The organism is Saccharopolyspora pogona (assembly GCF_014697215.1).
GTDB lineage: Bacteria > Actinomycetota > Actinomycetes > Mycobacteriales > Pseudonocardiaceae > Saccharopolyspora > Saccharopolyspora hattusasensis.
In genome coordinates this window covers 4,239,081-4,255,959 of sequence record NZ_CP031142.1, presented here as the reverse complement: position 1 = coordinate 4,255,959, position 16,879 = coordinate 4,239,081, and the positions used below count along the sequence as shown (strand labels likewise).

At 68.5% G+C, this 16,879-nt stretch carries 19 protein-coding genes and 3 pseudogenes; 13 read left to right on the top strand and 9 right to left on the bottom strand.

Annotated features, from left to right (window positions below):
• On the top strand, positions 1-723 hold the full coding sequence (locus tag DL519_RS19355; protein WP_223840321.1) for a class I SAM-dependent methyltransferase: 723 nt from the start codon (positions 1-3) through the stop codon (positions 721-723).
• Positions 710-1,783, top strand: coding sequence for a prenyltransferase (locus DL519_RS19350; protein WP_190816846.1), 1,074 nt, complete (start codon positions 710-712; stop codon positions 1,781-1,783). The genes DL519_RS19355 and DL519_RS19350 overlap by 14 nt, the downstream gene beginning before the upstream one ends.
• Positions 1,784-2,117: 334 nt before the next feature.
• Here DL519_RS19350 and DL519_RS19345 read toward each other — a convergent pair whose 3' ends face one another.
• Positions 2,118-2,801: a class I SAM-dependent methyltransferase gene (locus DL519_RS19345; RefSeq protein WP_223839274.1), complete on the bottom strand. Its 684-nt coding sequence runs from the start codon at positions 2,799-2,801 to the stop codon at positions 2,118-2,120.
• Between the two features lie 235 nt (positions 2,802-3,036).
• Here DL519_RS19345 and DL519_RS46855 point away from each other — a divergent pair.
• The 5 genes and pseudogenes from DL519_RS46855 to DL519_RS50195 all read left to right on the top strand — a co-directional run.
• Positions 3,037-3,180: pseudogene (locus tag DL519_RS46855) on the top strand (hypothetical protein); the annotation flags it as partial.
• A 58-nt stretch (positions 3,181-3,238) separates the two neighbouring features.
• The gene (locus DL519_RS46850; protein ID WP_223840476.1) at positions 3,239-3,502 is read left to right on the top strand and encodes a hypothetical protein; all 264 of its coding nucleotides are present in this window, start codon (positions 3,239-3,241) and stop codon (positions 3,500-3,502) included.
• Positions 3,490-3,627: a hypothetical protein gene (locus tag DL519_RS19335; RefSeq protein WP_190816844.1), complete on the top strand. Its 138-nt coding sequence runs from the start codon at positions 3,490-3,492 to the stop codon at positions 3,625-3,627. Before DL519_RS46850 ends, DL519_RS19335 begins: the two co-directional genes overlap by 13 nt.
• Positions 3,624-4,227, top strand: a pseudogene (locus DL519_RS19330) (thiolase family protein); the annotation flags it as partial. The gene DL519_RS19335 and the pseudogene DL519_RS19330, both read left to right, overlap by 4 nt.
• Before the next feature lie 570 nt (positions 4,228-4,797).
• Positions 4,798-5,193 carry a transposase domain-containing protein gene (locus DL519_RS50195; protein WP_190816842.1) on the top strand — a complete coding sequence of 132 codons (396 nt, stop codon included), beginning with the start codon at positions 4,798-4,800 and terminating at the stop codon, positions 5,191-5,193.
• A gap of 153 nt (positions 5,194-5,346) precedes the next feature.
• Here the strand turns inward: DL519_RS50195 and DL519_RS19320 are convergent, their stop codons facing one another.
• Positions 5,347-6,321, bottom strand: a complete 975-nt coding sequence (locus DL519_RS19320; protein ID WP_190816840.1) for a helix-turn-helix transcriptional regulator — start codon at positions 6,319-6,321, stop codon at positions 5,347-5,349.
• Between the two features lie 63 nt (positions 6,322-6,384).
• Between DL519_RS19320 and DL519_RS19315 the strand changes: the two genes are divergently transcribed.
• Complete coding sequence (locus DL519_RS19315) at positions 6,385-7,554, top strand: FAD-binding oxidoreductase (RefSeq protein WP_317891379.1); 1,170 nt, start codon at positions 6,385-6,387, stop codon at positions 7,552-7,554.
• An 8-nt stretch (positions 7,555-7,562) separates the two neighbouring features.
• Complete coding sequence (locus DL519_RS49450; RefSeq protein WP_317891378.1) at positions 7,563-7,751, top strand: BBE domain-containing protein; 189 nt, start codon at positions 7,563-7,565, stop codon at positions 7,749-7,751.
• 33 nt (positions 7,752-7,784) lie between these two features.
• Here DL519_RS49450 and DL519_RS46845 read toward each other — a convergent pair whose 3' ends face one another.
• The 4 genes and pseudogenes from DL519_RS46845 to DL519_RS19295 form a co-directional block, all read right to left on the bottom strand.
• Complete coding sequence (locus tag DL519_RS46845; protein WP_223839273.1) at positions 7,785-7,889, bottom strand: hypothetical protein; 105 nt, start codon at positions 7,887-7,889, stop codon at positions 7,785-7,787.
• Positions 7,890-8,156: 267 nt separating this feature from the next.
• A complete protein-coding gene (locus DL519_RS19305; RefSeq protein WP_190816839.1) occupies positions 8,157-8,435 on the bottom strand; it encodes a hypothetical protein in 279 nt (92 codons plus the stop codon).
• A 177-nt stretch (positions 8,436-8,612) separates the two neighbouring features.
• Positions 8,613-9,055, bottom strand: a pseudogene (locus tag DL519_RS19300) (3-ketosteroid-9-alpha-hydroxylase); the annotation flags it as partial.
• 439 nt (positions 9,056-9,494) lie between these two features.
• Complete coding sequence (locus tag DL519_RS19295; RefSeq protein ID WP_190816837.1) at positions 9,495-9,686, bottom strand: hypothetical protein; 192 nt, start codon at positions 9,684-9,686, stop codon at positions 9,495-9,497.
• 142 nt (positions 9,687-9,828) lie between these two features.
• Here DL519_RS19295 and DL519_RS19290 point away from each other — a divergent pair, with 142 nt between their 5' ends.
• Both DL519_RS19290 and DL519_RS19285 read left to right on the top strand, forming a co-directional pair.
• A complete protein-coding gene (locus DL519_RS19290) occupies positions 9,829-10,236 on the top strand; it encodes a hypothetical protein (RefSeq protein WP_190816835.1) in 408 nt (135 codons plus the stop codon).
• Positions 10,218-10,382 carry a hypothetical protein gene (locus tag DL519_RS19285; RefSeq protein ID WP_190816833.1) on the top strand — a complete coding sequence of 55 codons (165 nt, stop codon included), beginning with the start codon at positions 10,218-10,220 and terminating at the stop codon, positions 10,380-10,382. Before DL519_RS19290 ends, DL519_RS19285 begins: the two co-directional genes overlap by 19 nt.
• A 172-nt stretch (positions 10,383-10,554) precedes the next feature.
• On the opposite strand, the gene DL519_RS19280 is transcribed toward DL519_RS19285, so the two are convergent.
• Positions 10,555-11,634, bottom strand: a complete 1,080-nt coding sequence (locus DL519_RS19280; RefSeq protein ID WP_190813148.1) for an IS110 family RNA-guided transposase — start codon at positions 11,632-11,634, stop codon at positions 10,555-10,557.
• Positions 11,635-12,013: 379 nt separating this feature from the next.
• Positions 12,014-12,460, bottom strand: coding sequence for a thiolase family protein (locus DL519_RS19275; RefSeq protein WP_397544959.1), 447 nt, complete (start codon positions 12,458-12,460; stop codon positions 12,014-12,016).
• Between the two features lie 305 nt (positions 12,461-12,765).
• Here DL519_RS19275 and DL519_RS19270 point away from each other — a divergent pair, with 305 nt between their 5' ends.
• The gene (locus DL519_RS19270; RefSeq protein WP_190816831.1) at positions 12,766-13,992 is read left to right on the top strand and encodes a cytochrome P450; all 1,227 of its coding nucleotides are present in this window, start codon (positions 12,766-12,768) and stop codon (positions 13,990-13,992) included.
• 177 nt (positions 13,993-14,169) lie between these two features.
• On the opposite strand, the gene DL519_RS19265 is transcribed toward DL519_RS19270, so the two are convergent.
• Positions 14,170-14,973 (bottom strand): crotonase/enoyl-CoA hydratase family protein, encoded by an 804-nt coding sequence (locus tag DL519_RS19265; protein WP_190816829.1) that lies wholly within the window; start codon positions 14,971-14,973, stop codon positions 14,170-14,172.
• A 163-nt stretch (positions 14,974-15,136) separates the two neighbouring features.
• On the opposite strand from DL519_RS19265, the gene DL519_RS19260 reads away from it, so the two are divergent.
• Entirely contained in the window at positions 15,137-16,780 is a 1,644-nt protein-coding gene (locus tag DL519_RS19260) for an acyl-CoA synthetase (protein WP_190816827.1), read from the top strand.
• Positions 16,781-16,879 lie beyond the last annotated feature (99 nt).

The following is a 16,879-nucleotide window of genomic DNA, read 5'->3' as shown; positions in this document are numbered from 1 at the left end:
GTGGACTTCGACAAGCTCGGCGTGCGACCGGGCCAGCGGGTGCTGGACCTGGGCTGCGGCGCGGGGCGGCACGCCTTCGAACTCTATCGGCGCGGGGCGGACGTGATCGCCTTCGACCAGGACGTCGTGGAGCTGGAGAACGTGGCGGCGATGTTCGCCGCGATGAAGGCCGAGAACCAGGTGCCCGACGGCTCCGCCGCGCAGACCGTTTCCGGTGACGCGCTCGCGCTGCCGTTCCCGGACGAGCACTTCGACTGCGTCATCGCCTCGGAGATCATGGAGCACATTCCCGAGGACGAGAAGGCGATGCGCGAGATGGTGCGCGTCGTCAAGCCCGGCGGCCGGGTCGTGGTGACGGTGCCGCGCTGGTGGCCGGAGAAGATCTGCTGGGCGCTGTCGGACGAGTACCACCAGGTCGAGGGCGGCCACGTGCGGATCTACACCGCCGACGAGCTGATCGGCAAGCTCCGCGACGCGGGCCTGCGCCCGGCCTTCCACCACTACGCGCACGCCCTGCACTCGCCGTACTGGTGGCTCAAGTGCGCGGTGGGCACCGACAACGACGACCACCCGCTGCCCAAGGCCTACCACCAGATGCTGGTGTGGGACCTGATGAAGGGGCCCTGGATCACCCGCACCGCCGAGCGCCTGCTGGACCCGGTGATGGGCAAGAGCATCGCGGTCTACCTGGGCAAGCCGGGAGCGGCCCGTGCCGGGGCCTGAGGTCCCGGGCGTGCTGTCCGCCGAGGCGGCCGTCCAGACCGGCAAGGCCATCGCGGCGACGCAGTTGGCATCGGGTGCGGTGCCGTGGTTCCCGGGCGGGCACGTGGACCCGTGGGACCACGTCGAGTCGGCCATGGCGATGGCCGCGGCAGGTCTGCTCCCCGAGGCCGAGTGCGCCTACGAGTGGCTGCGCGGAACACAGCGCGCGGACGGGTCCTGGCCCTTGCAGGTGCGCGACGGGCGGATCGAGGACGCCGGCGCGGACACCAACTTCTGCGCGTACCCCGCCGTCGGCGTGTGGCACTACCTGCTGATCAGCGGCGACGACGCGTTCGCGGAGCGGATGTGGCCGGTGGTGCGTGCCGCGATCGACTTCGTGCTTACCGCGCAGCGAGAGCGGGGTGAGATCGACTGGGCGGTGGGCGAGTCCGGCATCCCGACCGGCGAGGCGCTGCTGTCGGGATGCTCCAGCATCCACCACAGCCTGCGCTGCGCGCTCGCGCTGGCCGACTACCTGGACCAGCCGCAGCCGGGCTGGGAGGTGGCGCTGGGCCGGCTCGGGCACGCATTGCGCCGCCACCCCGAGGCGTTCACGCCGAAGCACCGGTACTCGATGGACTGGTACTACCCGATCCTCGGCGGTGCACTTCGCGGCGAGGCTGCGCGACAGCGGCTGTTCGCCCGCTGGTCGGACTTCGTGGTCGACGGGCTGGGGGTGCGCTGCGTCGACGACCACCCGTGGGTCACCGGCGCGGAAACCTGCGAACTGGTGCTGAGCCTCGATGCGCTGGACGAGCATGACCGCGCCCGCGAGCTGCTCGCGGCGATGCAGCACCTGCGCGACCCGGACGGCTCGTACTGGACGGGCCTGGTGTACGCCGACGGCAAGCGCTGGCCGGAGGAGCGCTCCACCTGGACCGGCGCCGCGGTGGTCCTAGCTGCGGATGCGCTGTCCCGCGCGACACCGGGCAATGGCATCTTCCGAGGTGAGAAGCTCCCGACGGGCCTGCCAGTCGAGAACGTCCCCTGCTGCGAACTCGAGTACGTCCCCGGCGCCTGACCGATCGCGTACCGACCCCGTCCGTCCGCAATTTCAATGGAAATCAGACCTCTGATTTCCATTGAAATTGCGGTGGTCGTCCATGGCCTTCGGCGTGTCGTGGTCCGACACGCCGAAGGAGTTCAATTTCAATGGAAATCGGTCTTCAATTTCATTGAGCCTTTTTCATCCTGGCCGATCCGCAGCCGCGATGCCTGAAGACCGTGGTGCGGGGCTGCCGCAAGCGGCGTCGCCGCCTTGGCCCACTCTCGCAGCCTGCACCGCCGCTGAGGTTCCGCCACCCGCACCGCAACGCAAGAAGAGGCTGGAAAACGTGAAATGAAATCGCGGGATCTCAGGGGATGGAGCCCGGGGTTCCGTTGGTGCGTTCCAGGACTCGGAGGGAGCCGACGACTCGGGTTTCGCGAAACGCTCCCGTTTCCAGGGCTCGGCAGTAGATGCGGTACGGCGCCTGGCCTCCGTCGTCGGGGTCCGGGAAGACGTCGTGGATCACCAGGACACCGCCCGGCGCCACCCAGTGCGCCCAGCCTTCGTAGTCGGTGTTGGCCGCCGCGTCGGTGTGGCCGCCGTCGATGAACAGCAGCGACAGCGGGGTTCGCCAGAACTCCGCGACCGCGCCGGAGCGGCCGACGATCGCGGTCACCTCGTCCTCCAGTCTGGCCCGCGCGATCGTCCGCCGGAATTCGCCCAGCGTGTCCAGCTTCCCGACGGCCGGGTCGACCAGGTTCGGGTCGTGGTACTCCCAGCCGGGCTGGTGCTCTTCGGAGCCCCGGTGGTGGTCGACGGTGACGATCCGGCCGCCGGTGCTTCGGGCCGCTGCGCCGAGGTAGATAGCGGATTTGCCGCAGTAGGTGCCGATCTCGACCGCCAGGCCGGTGCCGAGGTGCTCCAGCGCGGCCTCGTAGAGCGCCTGTCCTTCCTCGGGCGGCATGAACCCAGTGGCCTGCTCGGCGAGTTCGCGCAGATCCGCTGGGATCGGGGGGTGCTGCTCGCGGTCGGTGGCTGATCCCTGCGTCACGTGCGTCCTCCGTCTGGTCCGGTTCGGTGCCGCCGGAATACTATCTTCTGAACTGCGCAGTTCCGGTAGAACCCGTTGTCGTTCGCCGGCCGGAGCGTCGCCATCATCGTTGTCATCGGCATCCGGCTGCTTGCGTCGCGGCGCACCCGCCGGTATTACTAGAACAGGTTTCAATACTGGATGATGGTGATGCTGGTCGGATGGAGTTTGCCTTCGGGGAAAAACACAGCAGTCGGTGCAAGAACTGGCCGCCGAGGTGCTGCGACGCGAAACCAGCCGTGGTCAGGACAGCGATGGAACTGGTTTCGATGAGGCGACTTGGAAGGCGCTGGCCGATGCGGGGCTGCCGTCTCTCGCGGTGCCGGAGCGGCTGGGCGGTGCCGGGCTCGGCGCGCTGGAGATGGCGGTAGTCCTCGCCGAGATCGGCCGCGCCGCGGGTGAACGTCCTAGCTCTGAGCCCGCTCACCTCCGGTGTCCTGCCCGCCGCGCGGCACGGCGCCCCCGGCCAGCAAGACGAACTGCTGGCCGGCGAGTTCCTGACGGCGGCGCTGAGCGAACCGCCGTCGTCACCGCTGCCGGGCACTCCGCGCACCGCGGCAGACGGCCAGTCGCGTGTCTCGGGCACGAAGACCGGTGTGCTGAACGCCGACCTCGCGCGCCGGGATCCTGGTCTCCGCGAGCACGCCCGATGGCCGTGCTGAACCTGCACGGGCAGGGGCTGGAACGCGACGGCGACGTGCTGGTCGTTGAGGTGCTGGGCCGCAACAGCCTCGGCACGCACGTCAGCGGCACGGTTCGGGTGACAGTGCCGGAGATGGCGCGGTGAGCACGATCTCGGGCAGCGCGGCGATCGTCGGGATCGGTGCGACGGAGTTCTCCAAGGATTCCGGGCGCAGCGAACTGCAACTGGCTGCCGAGGCCGTTCGGGCCGCCCTCGCGGACGCCGGGCTGGAACCGTCCGATGTGGCTGGTTTGGTGACCTTCAACATTGACAACAACACCGAAACCGCTGTCGCCCGGGAACTTGGCATCCCGGAGCTGAGCTTCTTCAGCCGCATCCACTACGGCGGTGGCGCGGCCTGCGCGACCGTGCGGTAGGCCGCCATGACGGTCGCCACCGGCACGGCCGAGGTCGTGGTCTGCTACCGGGCGTGCAACGAGCGGTCCGGGAGCCGGTTCGGGCAGGTGTAGACGGCGGCAGCAGCAGGCACGCCGACCTCGGCGGGGCTGGACAACTGCTGGTCCTACCCGGTCGGGGTGGCCACCCCCGGCGCGCAGGTCGCGATGTTCGCCCGCCGCTACCTGCACACCTACGGCGCGCGAAGACTTCGGCCGCGTCGCAGTGGCCGACCCCAAGCACGCCGCGACCAATCCCAACGCCTGGCTCTACCAGCGGCCGATCACCCTGGCCGACCACCAGGGATCGCCACCCCGCCGTCGCTGCGGACCGTGCCCTCGCCTCGCTGGAATCCGGGTTGGTGAGGCGAGCCAGCGCGTCTGGGTGATTTCGCACGATGCGGTGTCAGCAGGACGCGCCGCACTTGATGCAGATCCGGCCGCCACCGCCCTGCCTCGGCACCGGGGCGTGGCAGCCGCCTTGCGGGCATTCATCCATCCTGGTGACTTGCGGGGGTCTGAGTCGGAGTGCGACCTGGCCGCCGAATTGCGCTGACTTGGCCCGGAACACGCCGACGCTCATGGTTCGCTCCCGCTCCTCGCACTCTAGGAGTTCACGTCGGCCGAGATCGCGTCGAAGAAAAGGTGCAATCGGTCGGTTTCCCGGGGGAAATTCGGGCACGCGCAGTGGTCACGGGCCGTGGTGCTGCGGTTCTCCCGGACGCGCTCGACCCCGGTTTAACCCCAATGCCGGTCGTTTAGGTTGTCGCGTGGCCGGTAGCCTGCGCACTTGTGGATCTTGAGGCAGGTGCGGGCGCGGGTGTCAGCGTGGCCGATCAGGCCGCCATCGGCGTGCTGACCCGAACGTTCCCTGTGGGAATTGGTCGATCGAGTTATTGATCAATATTGGCGTAGGGAACAGCGGACCCGCGCACTGCCCGCCCGGCTGATTTTCTACTTCACGCTGGTCTTGCGCCTGTTTCCGCACGAGTCCTACCGGTCGGCAATGAAGATCCTCAAGCCGGTGTTCGGGCAGGGCGGGCAGGGTTATCGGGTGCCCACGACCGGGTCGATCGGGGCCGCTCGCCGTCGGTTGGGATCGGGTTCGATGGAAACGGCGGTGCGCGCGGTGATGACGCCCCGCGCGCGACCGGACACGCGCGGCGCGTGGTATCAGGACTGGTTATTGACGGCGGTGGACGGGAACCACATTCACCGTGCCCGATACCGAGGACAACGATCGGGAGTTCGGTCGCCCGGGTTCGGGCCGTGGTGAGGGCAAGACCGGGTATCCGCAGATTCAGGCGACGCCACCGCCAGCGGCGCCAGGACAGCAGGCCATCCCGCTCAGCGGTCGTCATCACCGCACCCAGCAAAACCGGACACCGACCTCGACCAGCCAAGATCACTTAAACGACCGGCATTGGGTTTATTCCTGCAGGGCGTCGAGCAATCCCCGGAGTCGGGATCGCAGGTGATCGCGCAGGTCGTCCGGGGCGTCGATGCTGAAGTCGGCGTCCAGGACCGCGAGTTCGAGGATGCGGCGGGTGATCGCGGGCAGCGTGTCCTCGCCGAGCTGGACGGTGCAGCTGCCGTCGTCGATCGCGGTGACCCTGCTCGGCAGCAACGGGTGCAGGTGCTCACGCACGGTTGCCGCGGAGGCCTGCACCGTGACCCGAGCGGCGTATTGGTAGGGCGCGTCGATGATCGAGCGGCGCAGGTAGTCGGCGGGGCTTTCGGCCGGTAGCGGTCGCGGGTCGAAGCGGCGACCCGTGGCCAGCGGCTGGTCCAGGCGGTCGACGCGGAAGGTGCGCCAGTCGTCGCGTTCGGGGTCGAAGGCGATCAGGTACCACAGGCCGCGCACCGCGACCAGGCTGTGCGGTTCGACGCGGCGGGATTCCGTTGCGCCGCACCGCTTTTCGTAGTTGAACGACAGAACTTCGTGGTCCCGGCAAGCCGCCGCGACGACCGCCAGCGTCCCGGCGTCGACCTGCGGTCCCTCGCGCACCAGCACGGGCACCGTTGCGCCCGCGACGGCGCTCACCCGGTCGCGCAGCCGGGCCGGGAGCACCTGCTCCAGCTTGGCCAGCGCGCGGATCGAGCTCTCCTCGATGCCGGTCACGCTCCCGCTCGCTGCGGTGAGCAGCCCGGCCGCCACCGCGACCGCCTCGTCGTCGTCGAGCAGCAGCGGCGGCAGGTTCTTGCCCGAGGTCAGCCGGTAGCCGCCCGCGGTGCCGGTGGTGCTTTCGACGGGATAGCCGAGTTCGCGGAGGCGGTCGATGTCGCGGCGCACGGTGCGGCCGGTTACCTCCAGCCGGTCCGCGAGTTCGGCCCCGGACCACTCCCGCCGACCCTGCAACAGCGACAACAAGCGGAGCAACCGAGCGGGGAGCGTCGTCGTCATGTTCTCCAGAATCCCACGCCTTGAGGCCAAGATCTGTCCTCAAGGCGGGTTAGCGTGTTCGGCATGGCTCCGAACGAATTCGCCACACTGACCGACCTCGTGCAAGGACCGGTGTTCCTGCCGGGCGATGCCGACTACGACACCGAACGCTCCGGGTTCCAGACCTTCGGCCAACGCCGACCGAAGGTCGTGGTGGCCGCGGTCGACGCGGACGACGTGAAAGCCGCGATCGGGTTCGCGGCGGCGCGCGACCTCCCGGTCGCGGTGCTGAGCACCGGTCACGGTGTCGCGGCTGAGGTCGAGGGGGAAGTGCTGATCACGACCGGACGCATGTCGGACGTTCGGATCGACGGCGAGCGGCGCACCGCGTGGTTCGCCGCGGGCGTGCGGTGGGGTCAGGTTGTCGAGGCCGCGGCGGAGTTCGGGTTGGCGCCGCTGTCCGGTGGTGCGCCGCACGTCGGAGCCGTGTCCTACACCCTCGGCGGCGGCCTCGGGCACCTCTCGCGGAGCTACGGCTACACCGCCGACCACGTGCGGAGCATCGAGGTCGTCACCGCCGATGGGCAGTTGCGCCGCGTCACCGCCGAATCCGACCCCGAGCTGTTCTGGGCGCTGCGCGGGGCGGGCGGCAACTTCGGGGTGGTGACCGGCATGGAGGTCGACCTGATGCCGGTGTCGCACCTTTACGGCGGGGCGCTGTACTTCGACGCGCACCTGATCGGGGACTTGCTGCGGGCCTGGCAAGAGTGGACCCGCGACGTGCCCGACGAGATGACGTCATCGGTCGCCCTGGTGCCTTTCCCGGACATCCCGGCTCTGCCGGAGCCGCTGCGCGGTCGCCACGTGGTGCACGTGCGCATCGCTTATGCCGGCGACCCGGCGGCGGGGGAGGAGCTGGTCGAGCCGCTGCGTGCGGTCGGGCCGAGGCTGATCGACTCGGTGCGCGAGATGCCGTACCGGGAGGTGGGTTCGATCTGCAATGACCCGTCCACCCGATGCCGTACGTCACGGACAACGCGATGCTGCGCGACTTCGAAGACTCGGCGATCAAGACTCTGCTCGACCTGGTCGGCCCGGACCCTCCGCAAAGGTGCGTGGTGGAGGTCCGCCACCTCGGCGGAGCGCTGTCCCGGCCGGTCGACAACTGCGTTGGACACCGGGACGCGCCGTACGTCTTCGGCGTCAACTCGAAGGTCGACGACGCCACGGTCGACGCGGCCCGCGAGCTGCTGAGCCGCGTCATGCGCGAGATGTCCCCGTGGTCGACCGGCGGTCGCAACCTCAACTTCCTCGCGGGCGGCAGCGCCAACACCGCCGAAGTCCGCGAGGCCTACGAGCCCGCCGACTACGACCGCCTCGCGGCCCTGAAGGCGACCCACGACCCGAAGAACCTCTTCCGCCTCAACCACAACATCCCGCCGGCGCCCTGAGCCGGACGTCTTTTCACCCTGCGCCCGGTCGGGTCATTCGTAGGTGATGTGGACTTCGTCGGTGATCGGGAGGGATTGGCAGGCCAGGACGATGCCCTCGTCGAGGTCTTCCTGTTCCAGTACCGAGTTCTGGAGCATCTTGACCTCGCCGCGTTCGATCCGGCGGGCGCAGGCGCTGCACGCGCTTCGCGGCAGGAGAACGGCGCGTCCACCCCGTTTTCCAGCAGCAAATCCAACAGGCGCTTCTGACGAGGCCAGGTGAATCGGTGCCGCTGGCCGTCGAGTTCGGCCTCGACCGCAGCGGTGCCTCCGGCTGTTTCGTCGGGCTTGGAGACCTTTTCGCCCTCCTCGGCCGCAACCGCGGGAGGCGCGATTTGGGGCGGAGCTTCTCGAAGGGGTTACGCGTCAGGGAGATGAAGCGCTCGACGTGCGTTTGCCCGCGCGGGACGTCGAGGTCGCGTCACTGGCTCCTGAGGCCTGGTCCGCAATTTCCATTGAAATCGAACCTTCGATTTCAATGGAAATTGCGGATCTGATCTCTGTTGGCACCGTTCGGGGACGTGGTGAGCCGACCTCGCGGACCGCGGCGTCGATGCATTCCCGCAGGTCGGCGTATCCTTCGGTGACCTCGTCCACCTCCCGGGCGGCGAACGTCGCGCACTGGCGGGTGCCTTCGGCGGCCACTGGATGCTGGTGTGCTGGGGGCTGTTCTTCTTCACCAGCACCCCGGCTCCGCAACGCCCGCACCGGATCGGGCACAGCCCCGAGCGCAGGTAGTCGTCCCGGTCGGCGGCCGTGCTTCGCGCACCCTGGCCAGCGTCCGCGGCTGGTCGGCGAGATCCGGTGCTTTGGCCCAGGACATCAGCGCTCCGCCTTCTTCCGTGCGAGATTATCCGCGACTTCCCGCTCCCAAACCTCGTTCGCGCGACTGGTGTCCACTTTGAACCCGAACCGCGCCACCATGTCCTCGTGGACGTCCTCGACGTCCACGTAGAACTGCTCGTACCAGCGGCGCAGCTGGTAGACCGGGCCGTCTTCCTCGCACAGCAGCGGGTTGTCGATCCGCGTCTTGTTCCGCCAGATCTCGACGTCCTGCAGAAATCCGACCCCGGTGTTCTTGGCTGCGAGCTTGTCGGCGTGCTCGTCGGAGAGCCCGGGCAGCTTGTTGACCAGCACGCCCCACTGCGGCACGAACGAGTCGGCGGTGACGGGTCGTGGCAGTTGATCAGGATGGTCTCGATCGTGTAGCCCTTGTACTCGTTGTACCGCCGGTCGATCATGTATGGCGGCCCGTAGGGAGATGATGCGGCGGTTCGCGCCCGCGTACCGGGGCGGGCTGGCGTTGGGAACGCGAGGCGACGACGGCAGCGGCATCCGGTTCGGGCAGAGCGCCGGCGGCCGTTGGGCAAGATGAGCCGGGTTTCGGCGTGGCGGTTCATCAGCCCGCCAGCGCGATGATCGGCGGCGTGCTCGTCGATCGGCACGGCCAACGCATCGGCGACGAATCCCGCTACGGCGCCGCGCACGGGCAGGCCCTCGTCGAGCAGCACGGCGGCCGGGGCTGGCTGCTGATCACCAGCGGTTGCGACAGCGAGCCAAGCGACAGTTGGGCGGCCAGACGGTGTGGTTCCAGCGGTTGCAGGCGCAATACCTGCTCTCCAGTGCGGCGACCGGCGACACGCTCGATGGGGTGGCGCGCAAGGCCGGTGTCGGCGCCGCCAGCTTGAAGGACACAGTGGACTGTCAAAACGAGGCCGTGCGCAACGGGAACCAGACCGGGTGGGCAAACCCGAGGAGTTCGTCCAGGTCCTGGACCAGCCGCCGTTCGCGTTGCTGGACGTCTCGCTCCGGCCGAGCCTGGCCTACCCGCGCCCGATGCTGACCCTCGGCGGACTGCTCGTCGACGAGGACACCGGACAGGTCCGCGACGAACACGGCGGCACGGTTCCCGGCCTGTTCGCGGCCGGTCGCTCCGCGGTCGGCGTGTACTCGAACTCCCACATCAGCGGGCTGTCGCTGGCCGACTGTGTGTTCTCCGGCCGCCGCGCCGGACTCAATTCGGCGAAAGGTCTTACGAATGCTGGCAGCCGACGTGCGCGTCGAGGTGGCGCAGCGCCTCTGGGGCGCCGAACGCGACCGCGTGCTCATCCCGCCGCTGGTCGAGACGACTCCGCAGCTCGACGCGGTCGACGCCTACGAGATCCAGCTGCTGAGCGTGTGTCGCCGCGACGAGCCGGTCGTGGGCCACAAGTTCGGCCTGACCTCTGTGGTCATGCAGCAGATGATGGGCGTTTCCGAACCCGACTACGGCCACCTGGTGGCGAGCATGCGGCTGCCCGAGGGCGAACCCGTCGACCCGCGCCGGTACTGCGTGCCCCGCGTGAGGTCGAGGTCGGGTTCCTGCTCGGCGCGGACCTGCCCGCGGAGTGCGCCGAGTCGGACGTGCTGGCCGGAACCGAGGCGCTGGTGCCGGCGATCGAGCTGATCGACAGCCGGATCGCGGACTGGCGGATCGGCCTGGTGGACACGATCGCGGACAACGCGTCGTCGGCGGGCTTCGCACTCGGGTCGGCGCGGATCGACCCGAACTCTGCCGACCTGCGCCGGATCGGCGCTGTGACCGCCGGCTGATCAGGTCCCGTGAGTACTTCTGGGCGCTGCAGGGGCTGTTTGGGATTTCCTTCTGCCTGGAGGTTCCGCTGGCGGCCCCAGCGGGAGCGGTCCGGTTCCACACCGCCAACCGGTGTGAAGCGAACGGCCTGTTCGCGTCGGTAGGTGGCATGAACGGATGCTCCTATAGATGTCAAGCGGCGGTTGTGGGGGTTTTTGGAGGGGTTTGTTGTGTTGTGGGGGTGGTGGTGAGTGCGTGGTAGATCTCGCGGGCGACGTAGCGTTTGAGGCAGCGGATGATGTCTTTTTTCGTGAGTCCTTCCTGGGTGCGGCGTTCGACGTAGGCGCGGGTTCGTTCGTCGTGGCGCATGCGGACCAGGACGATGGTGTAGAGGGCATTGTTGGCGGAGCGGTTGCCGCCGCGGTCGAGGCGGTGGCGGTCGGTGCGGCCGGAGGAGGCGGGGATGGGGGCGGCTCCGGTGAGGTGGGCGAATGCGGCTTCGGAGCGCATGCGTTCAGGGTTGTCGCCGGCGGCGGCCAGGAGGGTACCGGCGGTCTGGGTGCCGACGCCGCGGAGTTCCAGCAGGTCCGGGCAGGCCTGTTGGGTCAGCGGGGCGATGGCGTTGTCGAGTTCGGCGATCTCGGTGTCGAGGGCCTGGTAGCGCCGTGCCAGTAGGCGCAGGGCGGCGCGGGTGGCCGTCGGCGGGTGGGCCAGGTCCTGGCCGGGTCGTAGCCGGGCCAGGGTGGTGATCAGTGCGGCGGTGTTCAGGCCGGTGATCTGCTCGCGTAGCACCGCCGGTGCGGAGACCAGCAGTGAACGGATCTGGTTGATCGCCTGGGTGCGGGCTTTGACCGCGCTGGTGCGGGCCACGCGCAGGGCGCGGATGGCCTCGACCACACCGTCACGGCTTTTCGGGATGCCGGTGGCGCGTTCGGCCAGCACCGCGGTGGCTGCGGCGTAGGCATCGATCGAGTCTGATTTTCCTCTCAGGCGACGGGTTTTACGGTCGGGGCGATCCACCTCGATGACGCTGATGCCAGAGGCGGTGAGTACCCGGGCGAGTTCGGCGCCGTAGGCACCGGTTCCCTCGACCCCGATCGCGACGAGCTCACCATGCGACCGCATCCATTCCAGTAGCCGCCGGTAGCCATCGGTGGTGGTGGGGAACTCCTTGTCGGCCAGGTGCCGGCCCACCTGGTCGATCACCGCGCCGTGATGGGTCTGGCCATGGGAATCGACTCCGCCGATGATCCGCGGGCTTTCTTGCGTCATGCTGGTCCTGTCCGTCCTTGCGTCCGTTACCTGGGGCGGCACGCGCCGGTCGGGCGGGAGGACAAGACAGTGACGGGGCTTCTAGCCAAGCTCCTATAAGGTCACAAACGCCCGTCCGGCCGCGTGCGTAGCAACGCCCGGTAAGGCCGACAGATCCGTTCCAGGACAGGCAAGCCGTCAGTCCGTTCGAGGGTCAGACCCACCAGCGGCGTCACTACACACATCATCACTGTCCGTTCGCTTCAACCAACGCATTCCAAACAGCTCCCATAGCGCTTGAAAGTGCGCATTGTCCACGGTGCGTTCAGCGGAGGGTTCGATGATCGTGCCCGTGGCGACGACGTCCCGGCGGTGTGCATCCCGTTCTCCAGAACGGGTTTCAGGCCAACATGCAAGCCCGAAGGCGTGCAGGTCGTCGCGGCTGATCCCGCGGCGCGGCGATGCGGTCGGCGGCCTCGTACTGGTTCGGCAGATCGATGTCCCACGACTCCGGCCGCGGCATGCCCACGTCCGCGCCGAGGTTGGTGCGCAGCGGCACGCGGCTCATAGCCTCGACACCGCAGGAGATGCCGACCCGCACCGCGTCCGCGGCGATCAGCCCCGCGATGAGGTGCGTGGCCTGCTGCGCCGATCCGCATTGCGCGTCTACCGTGGTGCACCCGACCTGGTGTGGCAAGCCGGAGTGCAGCCACGCCGTGCGGGCGACGTTGTTCGACTGCTCGCCGGCTTGGGTCACGCAACCGCCGATCAGCTGGTCGACCTCGGCGGCGTCGATGCCAGCTCGGTCGAACAGGCCGCGTTGCGCCGCGCCGAGGATCTCCCGCAAGCCGGCTGCGGCGCTTGCCGATCGGGGTGCAGTCCCGCAAGCCGGCTGCGGCGCTTGCCGATCGGGGTGCGGACCGCTTCCACGATCACCGGATTGCCCACCTGGGCCCCTCGGTAGGCCGGGCCAAAAATAGAACATGTTCTACTTGTCATACAAGCGTGCCAATCAAGTTTGATCGAACGTGTTGGTGCTCACTCGATGCAACGATAGTTACAGGGGTTTACTGAACCTTTGAAGTGTGGTTCTCTTGCTTAGAACTCGTTCCATTTAAACGGTCGGATAACGCGTCGCTGTAGGAGGTTGCCGTGGTCGCACCGCGCATTCCGGAGGGCTTCGACTTCACCGATCCCGACCTGCTCGCCGAACGGCTGCCGCTGGCCGAGTTCGCCGAGCTGCGCCGCACCGCGCCAGTGTGGTGGAACCGGCAGCCCGACCGTCGAAGCGGGTTCGACGACGGCGGCTACTGGGTGATCAGCCGGCACGCCGACGTCAAAGAGGTATCCCGGCGCAGCGCCGTGTTCTCCAGCTGGGAGAACACCGCCGTCATCCGGTTCAACGAGAGCATGACCCGCGAGCAGATCGAGCTGCAGCGCTTCATCATGCTCAACATCGACCCGCCGCAGCACACCAAGCTGCGCAAGATCGTGCAGCGCGGCTTCACCCCGCGGGCCATCAACAGCCTGGAATCGGCGCTGCGGGACCGGGCCCAGCGGATCGCCACCGGGGCCCGCGAGCGCGGCAGCGGCGACTTCGTCACCGACGTGGCCTGCGAGCTGCCGCTGCAGGCGATCGCGGAACTGCTCGGGCTCCCGCAAGAGCACCGCAAGGAGATCTTCGACTGGTCGAACCAGATGGTCGGCTACGACGACCCGGAGTACGACATCCAGCCGGAGGTCGCCGCCGCCGAGATGCTCGGCTACTTCACCAACATGGCCGAGGAGCGCCGCGGCTGCCCGATGGACGACATCGTGACCAAGCTGGTCCAGGCCGACATCGACGGCAACGCGCTGACCGCGGACGAGTTCGGGTTCTTCGTGATCCTGCTGGCGGTGGCGGGCAACGAGACCACCCGCAATGCCATCACCCACGGAATGCTCGCGTTCCTGGACAACCCGGAGCAGTGGGAGCTCTACAAGGAGCAGCGCCCGGCGACGACGGCCGACGAGATCGTCCGGTGGGCGACCCCGGTGGTGGCCTTCCAGCGCACCGCGACGGAGGACGTCGAACTCGGCGGCGTCGAGATCAAGCGGGGACAGCGGGTCGGCATGTTCTACAGCTCCGCGAACTTCGACCCGGAGGTCTTCGACGAGCCGGAGCGCTTCGACATCACCCGCGACCCGAACCCGCACGTCGGGTTCGGCGGCACCGGCGCGCACTACTGCCTCGGCGCGAACCTGGCCCGCCTGGAGATCGACCTGATCTTCAACGCGATCGCCGACCACATGCCGGACATCAAGCGGATCGGCGAACCCCGCCGCCTCCGCTCCGGCTGGCTCAACGGCATCAAGGAAGTCCAGGTGCAGTACACCTGATCGGCGGAAGTACGCCCGATCCGGCGAGATGTCCAACGGAAAGCTCTACAAGCGCAAGCTCCGCGAGGCGTACTGGGCCGACCGCGACCGCGCGATCCGACGCCCAGTTTCGATTGAAACCGTGGTCCGTGGTCCGTGGTCCCCGCGTTTCAATTGAAACTGGACGGGTTGTTGGTCCTACTTGCCCCGGAAGTTCGGTTTGCGCTTCTCGGCGAAGGGGCGGGGGCCTTCCTTGGCGTCCTCGCTGGAGAAGACCTCCATGCCCAAGCGATCGTCCACGGTGAACGCCTCGTTCTCCGGCATGCCCTCGGTTTCCCGCATCGTCCGGAGGATCGCCCGCACCGCGAGGGGGCCGTTGGTGGCGATCAGATCCGCCAGCTCCAGGGCTTTGGCCAGGGCTTGGCCGTCGGGAACCACGTGGCCGATCAGGCCGAGGTCCTTCGCTTCCGGTGCGAAGATGTGCCTGCCGGTCAGCAGGATGTCGGCCGCGACGGTGTAGGGGATCTGGCGCGGCAGCCGGACCGCCGAGCCGCCCAGCGGGAACAGGCCCCACCGGGCCCCCGGCACGCCGAACCGCGCGCTCTCGCCCGCAACTCGGATGTCGGTTGCCTGCAGAATCTCCGTGCCGCCCGCCACTGCGGGCCCTTCCGCCGCAACGATCAGCGGTTTCGTGAGGCGGCGGCCCTTGAGCAGGGGCTCGATCACGGACAGGTCCACACCGCGCGCGGTGTCGCCGGGGTGGGCCTGCGTCATCGCCTTCAGGTCCGCGCCGGCGCAGAACGCGCCGCCCGAGCCCGTCAGCACGCACGCCCGGATGTCGTCGTCGCGGTCCACCTCGTCCCAGGCCTGCCGCATGATCTCCAGCATCGGCCCGGACATGGCGTTGCGGACCTCGGGTCGGTTCATCGTCACCACGAGCACCGCGCCGCGCCGTTCGACCAGGCAGTGCGGTTGCTCGACGACCTCTGTTGTCGACGTCATGGAAACCCTTCCACTGGGTGGAGAACGCAGCTTGCGTCGCGGGATCTGCGGCAGGAAAACCGACTTCGCCAGCGCTGCGCCTCGACGGCTCGTCACCGACGCGAATTGTGGTTCGGCTTTTCGGGTTCTTGCCGAGAGCGATAACACGTTCTAGTTTCACGGGGTGGCATACAACATCGCAGATCTCTTCGAGCACGCCGTCGATCTGATACCCGATCGCGTCGCCGTGATCTGCGGCGAGCGTCGCCTGACATTCGCGCAGCTGGACCAGCGGGCCAACCGGCTGGCGCACCACCTCACGGCCCGCGGGCTCGGGCCGGGCTCGCACATCGGGGTCTACTCCCGCAACTCCATCGAGGCGCTGGAGACCATGCTGGCGGCCTACAAGGTCCGCGCGGTGCCCATCAACATCAACTTCCGCTACGTGCCGAACGAATTGCGCTACATCGTCGACAACGCCGACCTCGCCGCGCTGGTGCACGAACGCCGCTACAGCGACCACGTGGCCAAGGTCCGGCCGGATTTCCCGCAACTGAGCGAGGTTCTCGTCATCGACGACGGCACCGACGCCGATTGCACCGGGTACGGCGGCGTCGAGTACGAGTCGGTATTGACCGGTCAATCCGCCGAACGGGACTTCCCGGAGCGCAGCGCCGACGACCTCTACCTGCTCTACACCGGCGGCACCACCGGCATGCCCAAGGGCGTGATGTGGCGCCACGAGGACGTGTGGCGGGTGCTCGGCGGCGGCATCGACTTCATGACCGGCGAAACGATGCGTGACGAGTGGCAGCAGGCTCGCGCCGGTGCCGAAAGTGGTGGCCTGATCTGGCTGCCCGCCGCACCGTTCATCCACGGCGCCGCGCAGTGGGCGAGCTTCGGCACCCTCTTCGCGTGCAGCACCGTGGTTTTCATGCCGCAGTTCGACGCGCACGAGGTGTGGCGCGCGATCGAGCGGGAACGGGTCGACGTGCTGGCGATCGTGGGCGATGCGATGGCCAGGCCGCTCATCGAGGCCTTCCACGAGGGCGGCTACGACGCCTCGTCACTGGTCGCGATCTCCAGCAGCGCCGCGCTCTTCTCGCCGTCGGTGCAGCGCCAATACCTCGACGCCCTGCCCAACGTGGTGATCACCGACTCGATCGGCTCGTCGGAGACAGGGTTCAGCGGAATCGGCGTCATCGGCCGCGACAACGCGCAGACCGGCGGGCCGAGGGTCAACGCGGACGCCTCCACCACGGTGATCCGGGACGACGGCAGCTTCGCGCCGCCCGGCGAGATCGGGTGGCTGGCGCGCACCGGGCACCTGCCGCTGGGCTACTACAAGGACGAGGAGAAGTCCCGCTCGGTGTTCCGGGAGATCGACGGCAAGCGCTACGTCGCGCCGGGCGACTACGCGCGGATCGAGGACGACGGCACCGTCACGATGCTGGGCCGCGGCTCGGTGTCGATCAACACCGGCGGCGAGAAGGTCTTCCCGGAGGAGGTCGAGGCCGCGCTCAAATCGCACCCGGACGTGTTCGACGCGCTGGTCGTCGGGGTGCCCGACGAGCGCCTCGGCCAGCGGGTCGCAGCCATCGTGCAGCCTCGGGCGGGCTCGGCCCCGGGACTCGCCGACCTCGACGCGCACGTCCGGGAATGGATCGCCGGCTACAAGGTGCCGCGCAGCCTGTGGCTGGTGGACGAGGTCAACCGCTCGCCCAGCGGTAAACCCGACTACTCCTGGGCGAAGCGGCACACCGAGACGCACGAGCCGACCGACGCGCGCGAGCCGTCGCGGCGCGAGACCGCCACCGAACCCGGCTGAACTCCTATTCTCCTTTTTGAAGCGCCGAAGGGCGTTTGGCACGCCCTTGCAGCTTGCACCGCCGCGGGTTCTCAGACCGTGCGCACCCCATCAGGGCGC

Bases quoted from the DNA above. Each gene is read 5' to 3' on its own strand.
- DL519_RS49450 (WP_317891378.1), top strand. From the start codon at position 7,563: ATGCGCGAGATGTCCCCGTGGTCGACCGGCGGTCGCAACCTCAACTTC.
- DL519_RS19280 (WP_190813148.1), bottom strand. From the start codon at position 11,634: ATGACGCAAGAAAGCCCGCGGATCATCGGCGGAGTCGATTCCCATGGC.
- DL519_RS19315 (WP_317891379.1), top strand. From the start codon at position 6,385: ATGGCTCCGAACGAATTCGCCACACTGACCGACCTCGTGCAAGGACCG.
- DL519_RS19320 (WP_190816840.1), bottom strand. From the start codon at position 6,321: ATGACGACGACGCTCCCCGCTCGGTTGCTCCGCTTGTTGTCGCTGTTG.
- DL519_RS46845 (WP_223839273.1), bottom strand. From the start codon at position 7,889: ATGCTCCAGAACTCGGTACTGGAACAGGAAGACCTCGACGAGGGCATC.
- DL519_RS19335 (WP_190816844.1), top strand. From the start codon at position 3,490: ATGGCCGTGCTGAACCTGCACGGGCAGGGGCTGGAACGCGACGGCGAC.
- DL519_RS19265 (WP_190816829.1), bottom strand. From the start codon at position 14,973: ATGACGTCGACAACAGAGGTCGTCGAGCAACCGCACTGCCTGGTCGAA.
- DL519_RS19290 (WP_190816835.1), top strand. From the start codon at position 9,829: ATGCTGGCAGCCGACGTGCGCGTCGAGGTGGCGCAGCGCCTCTGGGGC.